The organism is Bradyrhizobium sp. WSM1253, assembly GCF_000244935.1.
Classification (GTDB): Bacteria; Pseudomonadota; Alphaproteobacteria; order Rhizobiales; family Xanthobacteraceae; genus Bradyrhizobium; species Bradyrhizobium canariense.
In genome coordinates this window covers 5,729,608-5,747,460 of record NZ_JH600073.1, presented here as the reverse complement: position 1 = coordinate 5,747,460, position 17,853 = coordinate 5,729,608, and the positions used below count along the sequence as shown (strand labels likewise).

The 17,853-nt window shown below is 57.5% G+C and carries 10 protein-coding genes and 2 pseudogenes; 6 read left to right on the top strand and 6 right to left on the bottom strand.

Translation table 11 applies throughout. The features are described from left to right. The coding region (locus BRA1253DRAFT_RS45405) for a transposase (protein WP_245285978.1) at nt 1-583 on the top strand (583 nt) is incomplete at its 5' end. A 507-nt stretch (nt 584-1,090) separates the two neighbouring features. On the opposite strand, the gene BRA1253DRAFT_RS41870 is transcribed toward BRA1253DRAFT_RS45405, so the two are convergent. The 3 genes from BRA1253DRAFT_RS41870 to BRA1253DRAFT_RS28375 form a co-directional block, all read right to left on the bottom strand. After that, nucleotides 1,091-2,110, bottom strand: a complete 1,020-nt coding sequence (locus BRA1253DRAFT_RS41870; RefSeq protein ID WP_007600090.1) for a hypothetical protein — start codon at nt 2,108-2,110, stop codon at nt 1,091-1,093. A gap of 729 nt (nt 2,111-2,839) precedes the next feature. Next, nucleotides 2,840-4,231, bottom strand: coding sequence for a PLP-dependent aminotransferase family protein (locus BRA1253DRAFT_RS28380; RefSeq protein WP_007600089.1), 1,392 nt, complete (start codon nt 4,229-4,231; stop codon nt 2,840-2,842). A 115-nt stretch (nt 4,232-4,346) separates the two neighbouring features. Further along, nucleotides 4,347-5,279 (bottom strand): hypothetical protein, encoded by a 933-nt coding sequence (locus BRA1253DRAFT_RS28375; RefSeq protein ID WP_007600088.1) that lies wholly within the window; start codon nt 5,277-5,279, stop codon nt 4,347-4,349. 1,271 nt (nt 5,280-6,550) lie between these two features. Here BRA1253DRAFT_RS28375 and BRA1253DRAFT_RS28370 point away from each other — a divergent pair. Further along, nucleotides 6,551-7,450, top strand: a complete 900-nt coding sequence (locus BRA1253DRAFT_RS28370; RefSeq protein WP_007600085.1) for a dihydrodipicolinate synthase family protein — start codon at nt 6,551-6,553, stop codon at nt 7,448-7,450. 216 nt (nt 7,451-7,666) lie between these two features. On the opposite strand, the gene BRA1253DRAFT_RS45905 is transcribed toward BRA1253DRAFT_RS28370, so the two are convergent. The 3 genes and pseudogenes from BRA1253DRAFT_RS45905 to BRA1253DRAFT_RS28360 all read right to left on the bottom strand — a co-directional run bounded on the left by BRA1253DRAFT_RS45905 (nt 7,667) and on the right by BRA1253DRAFT_RS28360 (nt 10,176). Next, complete coding sequence (locus BRA1253DRAFT_RS45905; RefSeq protein WP_256375809.1) at nt 7,667-7,966, bottom strand: transposase; 300 nt, start codon at nt 7,964-7,966, stop codon at nt 7,667-7,669. After that, nucleotides 7,918-8,837: pseudogene (locus BRA1253DRAFT_RS28365) on the bottom strand (transposase). Before BRA1253DRAFT_RS28365 ends, BRA1253DRAFT_RS45905 begins: the two are co-directional and overlap by 49 nt. 370 nt (nt 8,838-9,207) lie before the next feature. Then, the gene (locus tag BRA1253DRAFT_RS28360) at nt 9,208-10,176 is read right to left on the bottom strand and encodes a hypothetical protein (protein ID WP_035994076.1); all 969 of its coding nucleotides are present in this window, start codon (nt 10,174-10,176) and stop codon (nt 9,208-9,210) included. Between the two features lie 1,509 nt (nt 10,177-11,685). Between BRA1253DRAFT_RS28360 and BRA1253DRAFT_RS28355 the strand changes: the two genes are divergently transcribed. The 4 genes and pseudogenes from BRA1253DRAFT_RS28355 to BRA1253DRAFT_RS28340 all read left to right on the top strand — a co-directional run bounded on the left by BRA1253DRAFT_RS28355 (nt 11,686) and on the right by BRA1253DRAFT_RS28340 (nt 17,648). Then, nucleotides 11,686-13,119: an MATE family efflux transporter gene (locus tag BRA1253DRAFT_RS28355; protein WP_007600081.1), complete on the top strand. Its 1,434-nt coding sequence runs from the start codon at nt 11,686-11,688 to the stop codon at nt 13,117-13,119. A gap of 1,142 nt (nt 13,120-14,261) precedes the next feature. Further along, entirely contained in the window at nt 14,262-15,512 is a 1,251-nt protein-coding gene (gene ectB / locus BRA1253DRAFT_RS28350) for a diaminobutyrate--2-oxoglutarate transaminase (protein WP_035995452.1), read from the top strand. After that, nucleotides 15,512-16,348: a 2OG-Fe(II) oxygenase gene (locus BRA1253DRAFT_RS28345; protein ID WP_007600078.1), complete on the top strand. Its 837-nt coding sequence runs from the start codon at nt 15,512-15,514 to the stop codon at nt 16,346-16,348. The genes ectB and BRA1253DRAFT_RS28345 overlap by 1 nt, the downstream gene beginning before the upstream one ends. 261 nt (nt 16,349-16,609) lie before the next feature. Further along, a pseudogene (locus BRA1253DRAFT_RS28340) lies at nt 16,610-17,648 on the top strand (IS5 family transposase). Nucleotides 17,649-17,853 lie beyond the last annotated feature (205 nt).

Here is a 17,853-nt window from a genome sequence, read left to right as displayed (position 1 = left end):
GGCGACGATCCGAGCTCTCTCGGCTTCCGAACGTACGCGGCGCCCCGATGGTCCTTCAAGAACCTCCAGCCGGCTCACCGACCCCCTCGTTGAGCCGTCCAAATGGACGTCCTTTTTGCTGTCCAATCCCATCCCAAACCTCCGTCCAAGCCGGAGGCTTCTTTCGCACGTTCATTCGAATTCTGAAGCAAGGGTATCGGCTTCGCGCTTACATTTTGCCGAGTTCGGAGTTATTGTTGGGCAAGGCCGACAAAGGGTGGATGGTTTGGTGCAAATGTTGGACGATGATCAGTTATCGCTGCCGACTACGGCGCGCATGGCGCTGGCAGCGCTTGTGAACCAGATGAAGGAAGTCGACCGGCAGATTGAAGCTATCGAGCGAGAGTTAGCTCAGATCCAGAGAGCGCATCCAGTGGCGAGGTTGCTTGCTTCCATCCCGGGCGTCGGCCCCATAACGGCTACAGCCCTTGCTGCCACCGTTCCCGATCCAACCATGTTCCGTTCCGAGCGGGAGTTCGCAGCTTGGCTCGGCCTAACGCCAAGGCAGAACTCAACTGGTGGAAAAGATCGGCTGGCCACATAACGAAGCAGGGAGATTCCTATCTTAGGCACTTGCTGGTCATCGGAGCACGTCGTGCTCCTTCAAAATCCCGATGATCTGTTCTTCCGTAAACCGCTTGCGCTTCATGGTCTAGTCCTCGTCTTGGGCCAGAACGAACTTCACTGGATTAAGGCGGAGGGGCAAGGTCACAGGAGTAGAACTTCACGAACGTGGCGCATGGACAGCCTCTCTGTCGGCATCTCGATCCTCTGCGGTTGGGCAAACGACCAACGTAGCCGGGTTGCAGACTGTCACCGGAGCGCGCCTCCACGTTGCCCCCCGATCGATCGCTGGAAATCGCGATCAGGATCCGCTAGAAACGGTGATCACGATGCTCCGGAACTGCGCGGTGCCAGCTGCCCACACGAGATCGGAGCAGCCGACGTGATCTCGACAAGAGCAAAAGCAAGCGCGGCGTCTCCGCCCAATTGCGCCGATGTTCTTGCCGACTGAGACATCTGAGAGCTACTCAGAAGCAACTTCGACTATCTATCTATCAAAGTGGCTACTGAGTAACTCAGCAACCTGATCTGAACGATCAACGCCAGAAGTAAGTTGTGCATCATATAGCCCCCCCGTGTTCGCAATGTTAAATTCTAGTACATAAGGATAAGCCATATCTATGCCAACGAAATTGATTCCGTGCGCCATCATTTTTTGACCAACCAGCTCCGCAAGCTCTACTTCACGAGAATGCAAATCGACTCGAACCAACCTTCCTCCTTGCGTAATATTCGACCTGTGATCGTCTGGAGAGCTTGCGCGGCCATGCCAGGCGACCACCTTTCCGCACACGACAATGATGCGCTTTTCCCCTTGAGCCACTTCCGGGATATGTTGCTGAAGAATAGCGTACTCAGCTTTGAAGCCACGTACCCCATGGCCGAGTTCGTGTTTGCGGTGTTCGGCGACGGCGCCAAATTCGTCGAGCGCGATAGTGTTTCCGGTGAGGCACTGGAGAATTGTTCGAACATTTGGTCCATTTGGAGAGAGCAAGAATACGTTTTGCCCGCCAAAGGCATTGGGGGGCTTGGCGACCCAACAGTCATCTGAGGCCTGCCGATAGCGTTCCCACAGGAGCGAAAAATCGTTCGAGATATACGAGACTGCCCTATTCTCTTTTGGTACGACATAGCCGAGCGCGTGTTTTGTGTCGAGAAACGTCAGGCCTTCAACGCTGTTGACGAAGTTGACATGTTGGGAAGCTAGCCACAACATTTGCCAAACATCTCGCGCCACGAGAGGATGAGGTGGAGTCATGACCCAGATCAGCTGGCATTCGTCTATAAAGTACGCGCGTCGATCTCCGTGTGCCGCACATCCCGGATAGTACGGTTCGCCGTCTTCTGGCACCCGCACTCCTCGTGCGAAACAACGGTAGTCGTCCGCCGCAATGGTATTAACGTCTCCTAGAATAACCTCCCAGCCGAGACGGCGGAAAGCATTGCTGATAGGCGCATCATTTTCGCCCAGGCAATCGAGGTGCCTAGTCAGTATAAGCAATCTCATGACGTTCTCCTAACCAGATTGGCAAACAGTGTACTAGCTGCATGCTCCAAGAGCGCGATGGGGCCGAACGGTCTACACCTCACTCGCTCGAACGAACCTGCTCTCGCGGGCCTAGCTAGAGCATCGCTCTTGCCGAATCCTGAATGGCAAATGCTGTGCCAGCGCTCGCTCACCCCGTAAGTACTTGATCTTGGTTGCGAACTAGCGCAGCGACCAAACGACCAAGAAGTGTCTTACACCCGACACCGTTCGCGCTGTTGTCCTAATCAAAACACTGCTCGCAAGCCCCTCAAGCGGGATCTTCGTTGGTACACGGTTCGAGGACCTCATTACCGTCTGCCGGTTCTTTAGGCTTCAGTCGTATCGCACGAAAAACGCTCGCTCTCGGCCGATCGAAATTGCGTATGTCTCACGCTTTACTTGCTATCCGTCCGTACTCTGCAAGAGATCCGTGTCCACGCAAATCAACAGGCCTACAGGATCACCTGGCGAGACGCTCTAGTTTAAGTGCTGGAGCTGTTGGCACAACGCAAACCTCGGAATGAGGGATGTCATTGGGGCAGAGCGCGCGAAGTCTCGGCCGGCTCTTGTTGAATTGGCATTACACAACACCGACGTAGCGCCGGACCTGTCCGCGCCAAAACGCATAGCGGCTACCGCAGAGTGATGAATGCCGGCTGTAGGCACTCGCGATAAATTCTGGACAGTTATCCTCTGGCCAATATTCTACTATGCGACAGAAACAACGTTCACCGGGTGGCGCCTCAGGATATCGTAAAGAGTCTGAAGGACATCAGAGAGCTCTTTGAGATTCTTCGGCGCACCAAGGCAGATGCGGACTGCACCGGGTTCGGTGTCTCCCACCGCGGAGGCGATGCGCGGGGTTACAAGGATGCTGCGAGCTCGTGCAGCGACGGCAAATTGATCTGCAGACCACCCTTGTGGCAATGGCAACCAGCCGTAGAAGGCTGGGAACTGAAGCCTTTCGGCTTTCGGAAACACGTCCAGAAATGCCCGATACCGCTCAAGCGCCTGCAGGCGCCGCTCACGCAGGAGTTCCTCGAGCTTACCACGCTCGATCAACCGCAACACCGTCTCGCTCACCATCGGAGCCACGAACCAGGCGGATGCGTGGAGGAGGAGCTCGGCTTGAGCAACGTAAGCCGTCGGAACTGTCAATGTGCCGAGCCGAAACGCAGGCGCAAGGCATTTGGAGTAGGACGTGACGTAGAAGGTGCGGATTGGTGCCAAAGAGGCGATCGGCACAGGACGCTCGGTGAAGAAACAACCGTAAACGTCATCCTCTATGACGGCGAGATCAAGCTCCTCCGCGACTTCAGCGATACTTTGCCGGCGAGCAAGGCTCATGGTGCGAGCCGTCGGGCTCTGCAAAGTCGGCATGCAGTAGAGCACCCGCGCCTTGGACGTGCGGCAGGCCTGTTTCAGTGCCCCTGGGTCCAGTCCCTCCCCATCCATCTCCACAGGGACCAAGTTGAGGTGGCTAGCAGCGGCGATGGCTTTGAACCCAGAATAGGTGTAGGCATCCACCAATACACTGTCACCGGGCTTTGCCACCAGACGCAGGGCGACGTCTATCGCATGCTGAGCACCATTGCACAGGAACAAGCGTGCCGTCTCAACCGTGAAGGTTGTATCAGACAACGAGGCTGCGATGATTTCGCGGTGTCTTCGGATGCCGCCATGTGGATGGTAGCCCAGCAGAGGTGCAAGATCACGCTCGCGCACCACCTCGCCAAATAGCGCGGACAAGATCTGCGTTTCGCTACCTTGGGCAGGCACATTCAACGCTAAATTGACCGGTTCATGCCTTGTTGATGCCACCTCGCCACCAGCCGCGGAACGCCGCCGGACAAAAGTGCCCTGCCCGACATGGCCGCTGACGATGCCGCGCTGTTCGGCTTCCTGATAGGCTTTGCTGACGGTGCCGACAGAAAGATTGAGCTCTCGTGCCAAGTCACGGTGCGGCGCTAGGCGGTCGCCATCGGACAGGCGGCCGTCGGCGATATCCTGCTCCAGAGCACCGACGAGGGCAAGGTAACGCGGCCCATCGGCGGCGAGTTTCCGTGGCCGCCATCGAGAAGATGTCCCGTCCAAGCTCACGTCCCGCGCTCCTTTCCTTCGGTCTCATCGCCTGCTAGACATGAAGATGGCCTGTTCTACGTCGTCGACCCCTGGTACGGCACTGCTGTAGCTAGTGCGTTCCGTGCAAATGGTTTTAGGTGGCGCGCACTGAAGCCTCTATATCGGACAACACGAGAGGCAGCTTCGGGGCCAGCTCCCTGTTGTTTTGTTCGATGAACCGGACAAATTCTTCATCATACGTGCTCACACAATTGAGCTTTCCGAGCACTGCGCCCGATAGCACGGGAATTGATGACAGATCCACGACCGTGCGCGGCTCCAATCTGAGAAGCGCGTCCTGAAGCGTGGCTTCGTATTCATCATTGAGATCGGCGGTCGCAATAACAACGATGGACCGCGGTTCGCGTGCGGAGCCCATGTCTGCCGGGCGCATGAGCGCCACTTCCACATCAGTCTGGCGACGTAGGCGTTTCCGAAGGTTCTTAGGGTTCCTCGTTACGACGACAGTGGAGCGGAAAGGCTCTCCGACCCCGCTACTAATCAGCCCGCGACCGAGCATACCCCCCCCGACGATGTAGAGGCGGTCGGCTGGTTCTCCACTTGTAAATCGACTCCCTATTATATCTCGGACGATCTGATCGTAGTTGAGCGATGCGATGAACCGCCGTCGTTTGCGCACGGCGCGACCGGTATTTATTCCCGACCGTGCGACCTGGAGAATCGGAAACGCCGAACTAACAAATTCGATGGCTTTCGTGAGCTGCTGGCTAATGTAACTCTCCCCAAGAATTTGAGAATGAGCACCGGATGCAAGCTCGGCGACGCGACGCGTGATAGCAGTTACACCTTCAATCCGTCTGAAGGAAAAATCAGAAAATATCGTGCTAACCACATGCCGTAGCTCGGCTTCTTCACCGTAGACCTCCACTCGCGCGCACGTCGCAAATAGCAGAATGCCACTCCGTCCAAGCCCGCTCGCAAGTGGTTTAACCTCTGCTGAAAGTTGCGCGATCGCGAGGGGCGGCGCCATCTGATGATCAATATAACAGCCAAGCAGGTCGCTCATCTTTGATCCTGTAGTTAGTTTAATCTCAAGTGGGTTCAGTGGAAACGCTCTCAATATCGACGTTCTTCGAGCACCGTTCTTCGCCGGGATGTAAGACGGTGTATTTCATGCAAAGATGGCGCCCTTCTTTCGCGCGCCGCGGTTAGCAGCTAGAGCACGATTAGCATCGCTGCCTACGCTTCTGTTGAAGTCGACACGGCCGACAACGATGCTTCGGAAGCTAAGGACTTGTCGGCAACTCGTGGCATGTGGGAGCCTTTTCATGAAGCGATTTCACGCTGGTTGGCAGCTGGTGCCGCCCTGCAACGAGGAAATCCAAAAGTCATGCCAACTACGAGCAAAGACAGCTCAGAGACCGATTTCCGCACATCACCCAAGTGCTTGCATGGGCGTGCTGCAGGACGCCGCGCCAAGCACCTCCAAGTCGTCAACCCGACAAACTCGACAATTCGTCGGGTTGTGGGCATTCCCTTCCCTAGCGATCCGAGCTCCCGGGAGTTCCAAACCGCGCCGCACCGTCCGGTCTCCGATCAACATAGCACCCAGGGATTCTCTGCTGCTGCGCACCCAAATAGTGGTGTCGGCAAAGGACGCTTCGCGCGGCGAGAAATCATCGCACCAACGGTCAACATTGGTTCGTGACCACAAAGAGGTGATGCCTCAACATAGACTCGAAGATGTGCAACTTCGGCCTGTGTGCGTCAATTCGCTATTGAGCGCGTCTCGGATCGTCGCCAAGTAGGTCGGGACGACATTGCACGACATCTTAGGAACATTCCATTCCCGAGAGCAGTCGTTCGCCAGCGCGCCGATGCAACGTTTTTCTTGACCTGGAACTAGGCGATCCCGATGTGCCACCGTCGGAAATTGACCGCCGCGATCAACAGGACGGCCGATGTGTCCTACTCTTCTTTGTCCTGGGCGAACGAAAGCGCGCGCGGGCTGGACGCCTGTCGGATCGATGGATGTCCAATGGACTATGTTACCGGATGAGTGAACAACGGCGTTCTTGCCGCCCGCGACCTTTGGATCCAATCCATTTTGCATTCTGCAGATGAACAGCACGCTGCCAAGATTAGCGGTCTATGATTGAGCCAACTTGGTGGACAGTAGTTTGTCATCGGGCGTGTCGAGCTGCCGAATGGCGAAGAGGCCGCCCGTCTACACCGAGCGTTACTCCAGATAGTTTATCGGCTATTGGTCTTCTCGGTTCGCTCGCCGCCTTGGCACGCTTACTTTCATCCACATCTCCTAACTGAGGATTACAGATCATGACTGGTACAAACTGGAGCGGTATTTTCCCTGTTCTCGTCACTCCGTTCGGCGCCGATGGCTCCATCAATGAGTCCCGATACAAGGCGCTCATCGACGAAGCCATTACCAATGGGGCACAGGGCATCGTGGCGGCTGGCAGCACTGGCGAATTTTATGCACTTACCAGGCACGAGCGCGCGCGCCTCTACAAGTTGACGGTTGATCATGTGGCCAAGCGCGTGCCAGTACTGGCAGGCGTCGCCGACTTGCGTGTAGAAGACGTACTTGAAGCATGTCAGTCAGCGGTCGCTGCGGGCTGCGCAGGCGGCATGATCCTTCCACCCATCTACGCTATGCCGAGCCCGCGTGAGATCGTTGCTTTCTTCGAGTACATCTCCCGAAACACATCGTTGCCGCTGATGCTCTACAACAGCCCCCGCCGCGCGGGCGTTGACATCACCCCGGCTCTTGTAGAGCAGCTCTCTGCGGTGCCAACTGTGGTCGCTATCAAAGACAGCTCCGGCCTTATTAATCAGGTAACTGAGCTTGTGCAGCGCGTGGGCAATAGAGTTCGTGTTTTCGTCGGCTACGAGACCATGATCGTTCCGGCCCGCTCCGTCGGGGCCCACGGCGTCGTCGCCATGGCCCACCAAATCGCCGGTCCGTTGATCCGCGACTACTGGATTAAGGCACTCACTGGCGATAAATCGTTGGATGCCCTCGGCTGTGACGTCTTCGCCTTCTACCGTTGCTTCCAGTCCGGGGCCTATTACGCCGCCATCAAAGAGACGATGAGCCAGCTCGGCCGTAACGCCGGTGACCCGCGCCTGCCGTTGCTGCCGTTGGCAGCCGAGCAGAAAGAGGCCATCGCGAAGATCATCGCCGACGCCGGTCTTGCTCGCTGGGCCCGCGCTTGAGGAGAGGCATCATGCGGTCCAATCCGATCGTTCGGGAGAGCGACGGCTATCTCGCGGAGCCGACCAGAAAACAGGTCGGCTTTCAAGAACGAACATGTTCCCGAAAGCGTGACGAGCCCCCGGTAACGCTTGAGTTTTGGATGGAGGCGGTTTGTGTTTCGTGGCGTGGTGTAGCTGGCGGCGGGTCACCACGTTCGCCGGCGAGAGCCGGGCTGGTCAGCTGGCGATCGCCGTGAGGCTGACATTCGGATCATCGCTCAACGGCGCGATGGTTTCCAGTGTCATGTAACGGGCGCGCTGGACGGCCCATTCATCGTTCTGTTCGAGCAGGATCGCGCCGATGAGGCGGACGATGGCATCCTCATTGGGGAAGATGCCGACCACCTCGGTCCGCCGCTTGATCTCGCCGTTGAGGCGCTCGATCGGGTTGGTGGAGTGCAGCTTGGTGCGGTGCTGCGGCGGGAACGTCATGTAGGCCAGCACGTCGGTCTCGGCCTCGTCCAGGAAGCCGGCCAACTTCGGCAGCTTGGGGCGGAGCTGATCGGCGACCTTGCGCCACTAGGTTCGCGCGGCCTCGGCATTGTCCTGTGCGAATGCTGTGGCGCAATGAAGGCGGAGACGACGCGCCGGCCGCTCTTGCCGGCATGCGCCAGCGCGTTGCGCATGAAGTGGACGCGGCAGCGCTGCCAGCTGGCGTTGAGCACCTTGGCTACGGTGGCCTTGATGCCCTCATGGGCGTCGGAGACGACCAGCTTGACGCCGCGCAGGCCGCGGCGGGCAAGCTTGCGCAGGAAAGCGGTCCAGAACGTCTCGGCTCGGACGGCCGATGTCCATGCCCAGAACCTCGCGCCGGCCGTCGCTGTTGACGCCGACCCGACAATCACCGCGACTGCGACGATGCGGCCATTCTGGCGCACCTTCACGTACGTGGCGTCGATCCACAGATACGGCCAGTCGCCCTCGATCGGGCGGGCGAGGAACGCCTTCACCTTATCGTAGAGTCGGCTCACCTGGCTCTTGGAGATGCCGGTCATGCCCATGGCCTGCACCAGATCGTCGACCGAGCGGGTCGAAACGCCCTGCACATAGGCCTCCTGCACCACGGCGGTGAGCGCCTTCTCGGCAATGCGGCGCGCCCCAGGAAGCCTGGGAAGTAGGAGCCCTTGCGCAGCTTGGGGATGCGCAGCTCGAAGGCGCCGGCACGGGTCTCCCAGATCCGGTCGCGGTAACCGTTGCGCTGGGCCAGGCGTTCGGGATTCTTCTCGCCATAGGCCGCCCCGGTCTGGCCTCCCACTTCCAGCTCCATCAGACGCTGGGCGGCAAAGCCGATCATCTCGCGCAGCAGATCGGCGTCGGGGGTCTTCTCTACCAGCGTGCGCAAGTTCATCATGTCGTCGGTCATCGGTGGTTCCTCTGGCGTGTCGCAACCCGATCCTACCGGAGAACTGCCGGTGACCACCGCAAAGCCGCCCGCCCGCTACGGCGCTATCGGGGGCGCGCGCCGGGCGGCTTTGCTCTACCGAACTACACCACCACCGGGGACACGACCTGGAGGCGTCAGGCCGCGACTTTCCTGCACCGATTGCTGAGGCAGCAAAGCTGGCTTCACGAATCTGTCAATCTGTTCGATCACTGCGTTCATTTGAGACACGCAAGTTTGGCGGCCCGCAAGAGTCTGGGAAATAAGAGTGTCAGCGAAACGAATCCACTAATAAGCAGCTCTTCAGTTCGGGCGCGGTCGTGAGATGCGACCATTCTCATCTCGGCACAATCTTTCCGATGCCACGATCTCGAGCCTTTCGAAGCGCCAACTCTGCAAGTGCCAAGTCCGCAATGGCAAACCCGCGGAAGCCAAAGAAGGCCCTGGTTGGGGCAACACGCTGCGGTGAATTAAGAGCAAAATGGACAAGGTCATGCCGAAATGTTGCACATTTGATGTATCGGTCCGATGCATCCACCGGTCCGGGGGATTGCTCTAGCGCGTCTGTCACAAGTATATCGAAAGCAGTAAACGTTTCCGCATGCCAACTTCTGCCCCCATCTACAGCCGAAACGAAGCACGACATTGGTAGCAATCGAGCATCCAAGAACGATTTCAATCCGGACGAACTCGGAACCATGCTCACCACGATCTCGCTTTTCCTCAACAAAGCATCAGGATCGCTCGTGATGATCGGAACAAGCTGCCTTTCACAAGCTGCAGCTGCAGCTCTCTCAGCAGAGCGGAGAGTTCGACTTAGGAGATGGATCGTGCGGAGCGACGGAAACAAATCGGCAAACGCCTCGATGTGGCTAAGCGCCTGCAACCCACAGCCGACCAAGCCTATACTCGTGGGTGTTTCAGGTGCGAGATGGTGGGCTGCGGCAGCAGATACCGCAGCTGTCCTCATCAGTGTGACCGAATTTCCGTCGAGAACGGCGATAGGCACGCCCGTTTTGTAATCGCTCACACAAATCACGGCGTTAACCGTCGATCTCTCCAGACTTCGCTCGTTAGGAATAGCCGCGACCCATTTCATTGTGGCCAGACCGCTGGTCCTAGATGCCGCACTCATCGAGCTGAACGATGAACTCGAATCAATGGCGATCGTCGACTTCGGCAAACCAACGTTACCGCCAGCCGCATTGTCGCGAAAGACAGCAAGGATCGCCTCTCGCGCCTCTCGAGGCGAAATTTGCAGGGCTTGGACGTCAGCGTTCGACAGGTACAGAAGCTCGGAGGACATCTCTCTGGTGCTTTCGCTTGTGGAGTTGGACCGGAGCCGTGCCACGAAAACAGTCCGGAAACAAGAATGCAATGCCAACGGCTAAACTGCTGTACTCCCAGAGAGGTCCCTTTGACTCTGGCTAGCCTTGATATCGTTAGCTCTGCCAAAGCGTCGTACTCGACGCGCCAGAGCCAGAAGCAAACCTGCCGGAGAGGCATTTCTAGTCGGGAGCACAGGACCCAGGGCAAGCTCAGCCGGAAAGCCGCAGTCTGATGGAACGGTAAGCAGCCAGTTGCGCCACACCTCGCGCGTCCTCCGAGATCTCGAGGATTGAGGCGAATCAAACTCGCATTCGTCGACGAAAGTCGGCCTGATCGACCGGTACCGCCGACGCGGGCCGTAAGACACTTTGTGCCGCGGGCCCAGTACTCGCCCGAACCAACGAGGGTGACCGGCGAAACCGTCTGTCGAAGGGGAGTAATCAAGGAGGGGACTATCAGGACAACGCTTTACCGGGTCGCGTGCTTGTGTGAGAGATCTTATCATATTCTTCTCGAGAATAAGCGAGTGCAGTGAACCGTCTCGCCAGTGCGTCAGTCGGCTCAGAAACTACCATACACGTCGTCACTGCCAGGCCCGCGGTGGACGCTGTCCAGTGGGTGGCTGGGCATTAAGGATCGAGCAGGTCTTCTCGGAGGGAATTCAGTGGCGTCTGCTCGCGATCGAACACAGACGAACTTCCACTTCAGAGACCTACCGAAAACGATGCTTTAGCGGTCCGTGATATACGCGACGCACAGATCGGGGCGGACCTCCGTCTCCGCGCTCGGAGAGACCTTCAGAGCAACTTAAGTATTACCTGCAGACGCATGCGCCGATCCCGTCGCCTTAGTCTGATCCCACTCCACGCAAGAACTCCTCCAAGACATCGCCAAGCGCTAGAGAAACACTAGAGCGCTTGTCAGCAGGCCAGCAAGTACGATTGTTAGGTCATTTGTCTACATTGTACGCCAATTCCGATCGTCAGGTGTACGACATTTTGTCGGCCTCACGACGTCTCCTCTTCCGAAAGATTGCACAAGCACCACTCGTAGGATGGCACGAGCTTTGAACAACACCGTTTAGCATCGGGCGTCGCAGCGAACGACCGCTCACAAGGTTGGCGCCGCGAGTTCGCGCAGTCATTTAGATCTACGCGCTGTTGTAACCGCACGAGTGTACCGAATGATCAGTCCCGCGATAGTCAGAGCGCATCGGTGCAAGCGGCCCCGCGATCGGCTAGTCAGACGTAGCAGGCACCGCGCTTGTGCTTGCGTATCAAAGTGAACGGGGCGATGGAGGCACAAGAAACATGTTCTTATTGGTGATCCGGCACGTACCGATGCAAATGGGACGAGTGGGTTCGGCTCGTTGGTGCCTGTTATGTACCCGAACGTTTGCGCGACGGCAGGTCGCCCGGCATCGGCTGACGTTGCATTCTGGCAGCCAAAGAGGCTTCGCACACGCACATTCGGTAGCATGTTCGTCATGACCAATAAAATACACGGAACGAGGTCAGCTTCGGCTTCTCACGATCCAACTGAACGAGCGACGAGCTATCAGGTCCCTCGCGAGCTTTTCGACACTGCCAAACTCGCCTTGCCTATGGTCTTGGGACAGCTTGGGCAGATCGCGATGATGGCTACCGACCTAGTCCTTATTGCGCGCATTGGAATCGACGAGCTCGCTGCGGCGGCATTGGCCAGCAGAATCTACCTTGTTGTCATTACTCTGGGCATGGGCCTGCTGGCGGCGATCGCACCTTTTGCAGCGCAGGCGTTTGGAGCGCATAATCTCAATCGAGTACGGCGCTCCCTGCGTACGGGGCTCTGGGCCGCGTCTATGCTATCGCTTCCCACCATCGCGATCGGATTGTGCGGAGAACCAATACTGATACTCGTTGGGCAACCAGCCGAGGTCGCGCGACTCGCCCAGCAATATCTGCTCGGACTCGCTTGGGGCGCGGCACCAGCGCTATTGTTTCTGCCTGTGCGGAGTTGCATCGCCGCAGTTAACCGACCAGCGCCAATCTTGTGGATTACGCTCGCCGCCATACCCATGAATGCCTTGCTCGTCTATCTCCTGACAGATGGCAGGCTTGGCTTGCCGCGGCTGGGGCTGTTTGGAGCTGGGCTTGCAACAACCCTGGTAAACTGTGCGACTTTCTTGGCCGGCTTGTCTTTGATCACGATGCTTCGGCCGTTACGTAACTATCAAATGGTTGCCCACCTCGGATGTTTCGATTGGCCACTGATGAGAGAGCTGATTGTGATCGGGGCTCCGATCTCGCTCTCATTTCTATTGGAGTCCGGAGCTTGGTCTGCCTCGGTCCTGCTGATAGGCGTCATCGGCACCCAGGCACTCGCGGCGCACCAGATAGCGTTCCAGATTGCCGTGGTTTTGCTAAGTATTGCGGACGGCATTAGCATGGCAGCGACAGTGCGCGTCGCACAAGCCGTCGGACGCAATCACCGCCACGGTATCAAACGGGCAGGGCTCGTCGCCATGCTCCTGGGGGTCGTGATCATCGCGATCCTGACGCTCGTCGTCGTCGTCGCCCGTTTTGAGATTGCCGGGTTCTTTCTGGGGCAGCCGGGCGCTCAGGACGGGACGATCGGAATGGCTGCGAGCCTTCTTTTGATCGCCGCAACCTCATTCGTGACAGCTGGATTATGCAGCATTGCAACAGGCGGATTGCGAGGAATGAAGGACACACGGGTACCGCTTCTGTTCGCCGGGATTTCCTATTGGATAATCGGCTTTTCCCTTAGCTACACGCTTAGTTTGAAGCTTGGCCTGAACGCTGTTGGAGTCTGGATTGGCTTATCAATCGGAGCGGCAGTCCACGCCGCATTGCTAGTATCGCGATTCTACCTGCTGGCGAGCAACATCAGTCTTCAAGCTGGGGAGCCGATTCGATGAGCGCACGAGTTCAGACGCTCTGCGGATTTCACCCTTCAGCTACTTCTCTTCCGCAATGCGCGGTGCTCACTTTCTGTGTGCTCTCGCAGCTAAAACCAACAGTTCCGCCGCACGCTCGCCTGACTTGCAACTGCCGAGAACGTTACGTGCAGAACAATCAGCGATCAACACTGTTCTTATTGGGCCATCTTCGAACTGCCCCTCATCGCGCTGCATCTCCTTCAAGATCCACTGGTACGGAGCACCCAGGCGCGGAAACTGGCCTTTGATCTTATGCGATGAGGAGTGGACCGACAACGCGTTGGGGTTCGCCACAGAGGGCCGAAGCCCGTCGTTAAGGGTCGGATCTTCTGGTATGTACGAGGGAGCCACAACGGTGAGCACGCGGCGACGCTCCATGTTGAGATGACTTTCGCAAAGGCGCCTCGCCAGTCTGGTATAGCACGCCGTCTACTGGCGAGGTCAACGGCCGGAGCCCCGGAAAATCGATGGTGTGCATTCGAACTCAGCAATCTAGAGATCTTGCAGTCTTCCAAGCGATGCCGCTGGAGCTTGCGCGCATGGCAAAGTTAAACCGATTTTGGTCTCCCGCATCTGGCCAGCGTTCCGTTTGCAGCCGACCTCATAGAACGTTCAAGGTCGCGACCGCCCGGGATTTCCTGCCCAAGGTGGACTACCTCCAGGTCTCGCCGCCACATAATGCCGAAAGTTTGCACTCCAGGAGCTTGATGAAAGCAGCCAGCTATGGTCGTCGACGATTCGGGGCGGCCAAGACGGTCACGAACTTGCATCTTGGGTGACTAGTTGAGTAGGACGAGCCGTTCAGGTCTGAGAACCTGTGTGCTTGACGACCATTGCTCAAAGAAGATCATCTTTGCGGACACGATGCGTAGTTGCTGCTGCTGTGTGCCAAGCGCTTTTCGGCCCATTGATCGCTTTAAAAAACGCGGCTGCCGGATGATAGACGACTGCCCTGTCCGAAGCGACCGTGTGTTAGTGACATACGTAACGCGAATGGCCGTAAGAAGACCTACCAGCCTCAATAGGTTCGCCGGAACCATTTCTCGTGTAGGTAAGAGAGGCACGAGTCAAATAATCTGTCAGTCTCGCCAAATCCGAACGGAGATCAGATGGGCACCACGATGAATCTCGACATTTTCGCAGCACATGAGTCCAACGTTCGCCGTTATGCGCGGTCTTTTCCAACGGTGTTTACAAAGGCCCGTGGGGCGACGATCTGGGACGAGATGGGTAAGGAATATATTGATTTCCTCGTAGGGTCCGGGGCGCTCAACTACGGGCATAACAATCCAGATATCGTCGGACCTGCGATTGAATATCTCAGCGGCGGAAATATTCTCTTGTCGCTAGATATGTATACAGCCGCGAAACGCGATTTCATTGAAGCATTTGTCGACTCGATTCTGAAGCCGAGGGGCCTCTCTTACAAGATTCAGTTTCCTGGCCCGACCGGTACCAACGCGAACGAAGCGGCGCTTGCACTGGCCCGAAAGTATACCGGCCGCTCGACCGTTATGGCGTTCACCAATGCCTTCCACGGTATGTCTCTCGGCTCACTAGCAGTATCGGGCTCTGCATCGACCAGGAACCTGGGCGGCGTTGCTCGGCAGGATGTGATCCGCGTTCCCTATGAGAATTATCCAAACCCGGCATTCGATTCCGCAAGTTACATCGACTATTTATTGGAGGACCCGGGGAGCGGCATTGAAAAGCCCGCGGCAATCATTCTGGAGACCATCCAGGCGGAAGGCGGCATGAACACCGCATCCCCGGCTTGGCTTGCGGAAATTCAGCGCATTTGCCGAAAGCACAGCGTTGTTTTGATCGTTGATGACATTCAAGCAGGTGCCGGACGAACGGGCGACTTCTTCTCGTTCGAGTCCGCAAAAATCGAACCAGATATTGTGTGCCTTTCAAAGTCCCTAAGCGGCTCTGGTAATCCGTTATCCGTCGTGCTGATTCGCCCCGACATGGACATATGGAATCCCGGGGAACACAGCGGGACATTCAGAGGTAACAATCTCGCGTTTGTGACCGCGACGGCCATGTGCAAAATGTGGTCCAACAAGCAGTTTACTGCAGGTGTCGAGCGGACGGGGCTCAAGCTGCAAGAACACCTTGACCATCTCCTTGAGAAATATCCTACCATCATCGAGCAAAAGCGTGGCCGCGGTCTGATGACGGGCCTCAAATTCCGCTCACGGGACGTTGTTGGTCGCGTACATGATCTCGCGTTTAAAAACGGTTTGCTCATCGAATCTTCAGGACCAAATAGGGACGTCATCAAGGTCCTACCGCCGATCACTATTGCGCATACCGAACTAGATCATGCTATCGCGATCCTCGACCACGCAGTACAGGAGCAAAGCTAATGATGACAACGCAAGCATCTCAAACGCCGACGATCTCACCTCTCGCGATCAAAGAGCGAACCGGCTCGATCAGCACCGCTGAGATCATCTCAGTTATGAAGGGTGAGATCACTGCCGTGCACATCAAAAATGGATTCAGTGTCGAAGTAGGCGACGAGATCACCGCGAACTTTACTGCTAATGGCGGTCTCAAGGAAAGGAAAGACGGAGTACCCGGACAATATGTCGGGGCATCCCATTACAGGAAGGATGCTTCCGCCTATTTCGCAGAGGCGGAAGAGGCGCGACCGTTCGTAGATGCGCTTTTTGCGAATTTGGCTGATCCGGTGCACGGATTGTTCGAGGCGTTAAGGCGGGAGCTCCACAATCAAAAAATTGAATTGAGGCTTTCCCGTTCAAAGCACGGCCAAGCCAACCTGTGTCGCGCCGTCTGCTGGTCTGGTAGCGGAACCTATGCCTTGGAGCCTCACGATGACGCTGCTCAAGTGCTTTGCGGCGGCAGCGACTACGATATTTCGTCGGTGGCGAACAACACCATCGTAGCTCTGAATTTCTATCCTAGCGTTGCCGAGCAAGGGGGTAATTTGCGCATCTGGAGCCATAAGCCTACCGTGAAGGATCGAAAGTCTCAGGGTGTTGAGACTACGGGCTATCCCTACTCCGACGCATATCTGAAGCACATCCCTTGTCATGACTTCGAGCTAAAGGCGGGGGATATTGCAGTTCTCGATGGCGGATTCATTCACGGCGTCACGCCATTCACCCGAAATCGGCGGCTGGTCCTGAACAGCTTCTTCGGGTTTGCACGGCCGGACCTTGTACTTTGGTGGACCTGAAAGCGGGCCACCTCGCCTGCGACTGGGGCAAGATGTGAACAGTCTAGTCACCCGTTAGGCAGCATTCCTCGGCGACTCGCATCAGCGAACCTAGTCGTCCGTGAACAAGGCTCTAAGCGATTGAGCAGGAGTCAGTTTTCCGGTTGCGGCGGCATTTGAGATTGCAGGGATTGGGGGCTTGAGGCCCCCAAATCTTGCAATTGTCGTTTGTGGATTCCCTTTCGCTGCGGGCCATGATTCTGTGGTGCATCGGAGGGGCCGATGCGACCGAAGAAGCACAGGACGACGGGATCGAACGATCTGTTCCGGGCGCGGCTGGACCAGATCACCAACATGAAGCACGAGCTGGCCGGCCGCTCTAGAGCGAGAATGGCCGGCCCGGGATCGAGACCCGGTTCATGATCGGGCTGCTGTTGCTCAAGCACACTTACGGGCTGTCCGATGAGGGCGTTTGCGAGCGCTGGGTTCACGACCCGTATTTCCAGTTCTTCACCGGGCAAGAGTTCTTTCAGCATGCCTTCCCGCACGAGCGCTCGGACCTGAGCCATTGGCGCAAGCGGCTCGGCGCTGCTGCTGGCGGAGGGCCTGCGGGTGGCGCACGAGGCCGGCGCGTTACGCCGCTAGGACCTCAAGCGCGTCGCGGTCGATACCACGGTGCAGCCGAAGGCTATCACCTTCCCCACCGATGCCAAGCTGTTGCATCCGGCGATCAAGGGGCTCAACCGCCTGGCGAGAAGGCACGGTGTCAGGCTGCGGCAATCCTATTCTCGTGTGGCCAAGACCGCCGCGATGATGGCGGGCCGCTACGCCCATGCCAGACTGTTCAGCCGGCATCGGCGGCAGTTGCGCATTCTGCGCAGCCGGCTCGGCCGGATCATCCGCGACATCCGCCGCAGGATCGAGGGCCAGCCGGCACTCGAGGAGGCATTCGCCCTCCCGCTAGGCCTGGCCGTGCAAATCCGCTCGCAGCAGCAGCGCCAGCGCGGCTGGAAGCTTTATTCCTTCCATGCCCCGGAGGTGGAATGCATCGGCAAGGGCAAGGCCGCCGCGCCTTACGAGTTCGGCGTGAAGGCCTCCATCGTCACCAACAACCGCCGGGCGCCCGGTGGCCTGTTCGTGCTGCACGCCAAGTCGCTGCCGATAATCCCTTACCCTGCGGGACGGACGCCGCCAACGTCGTGCTCTCAGCAGTCGGTCACAACTTCCGCCGTATCCTTGGCTCAGAGAACTCTTGTGCCTGTTCCTGATCCAGCTATCGCATACGTTTGCCCGTCCAGTCTCGCTCAATTCGCCTTCTTAACGGACGACAACCTAGCTTACGAAAACCCGGAACCTCGGTCCCATTGAGGTTCAACTAAGGTTCAAACGCCTCCGGCGGCAATGCCGAAGGCCTCTTGGCAATTTAAGGAGCCGCTCTGGGTTCTGCTTCTGCTCATCTGAAAAACACTGGCCAACTCCGCTGCGCACCCTTAACCCGCCCCCTCGGTGCGGTACGGCTTTGACGG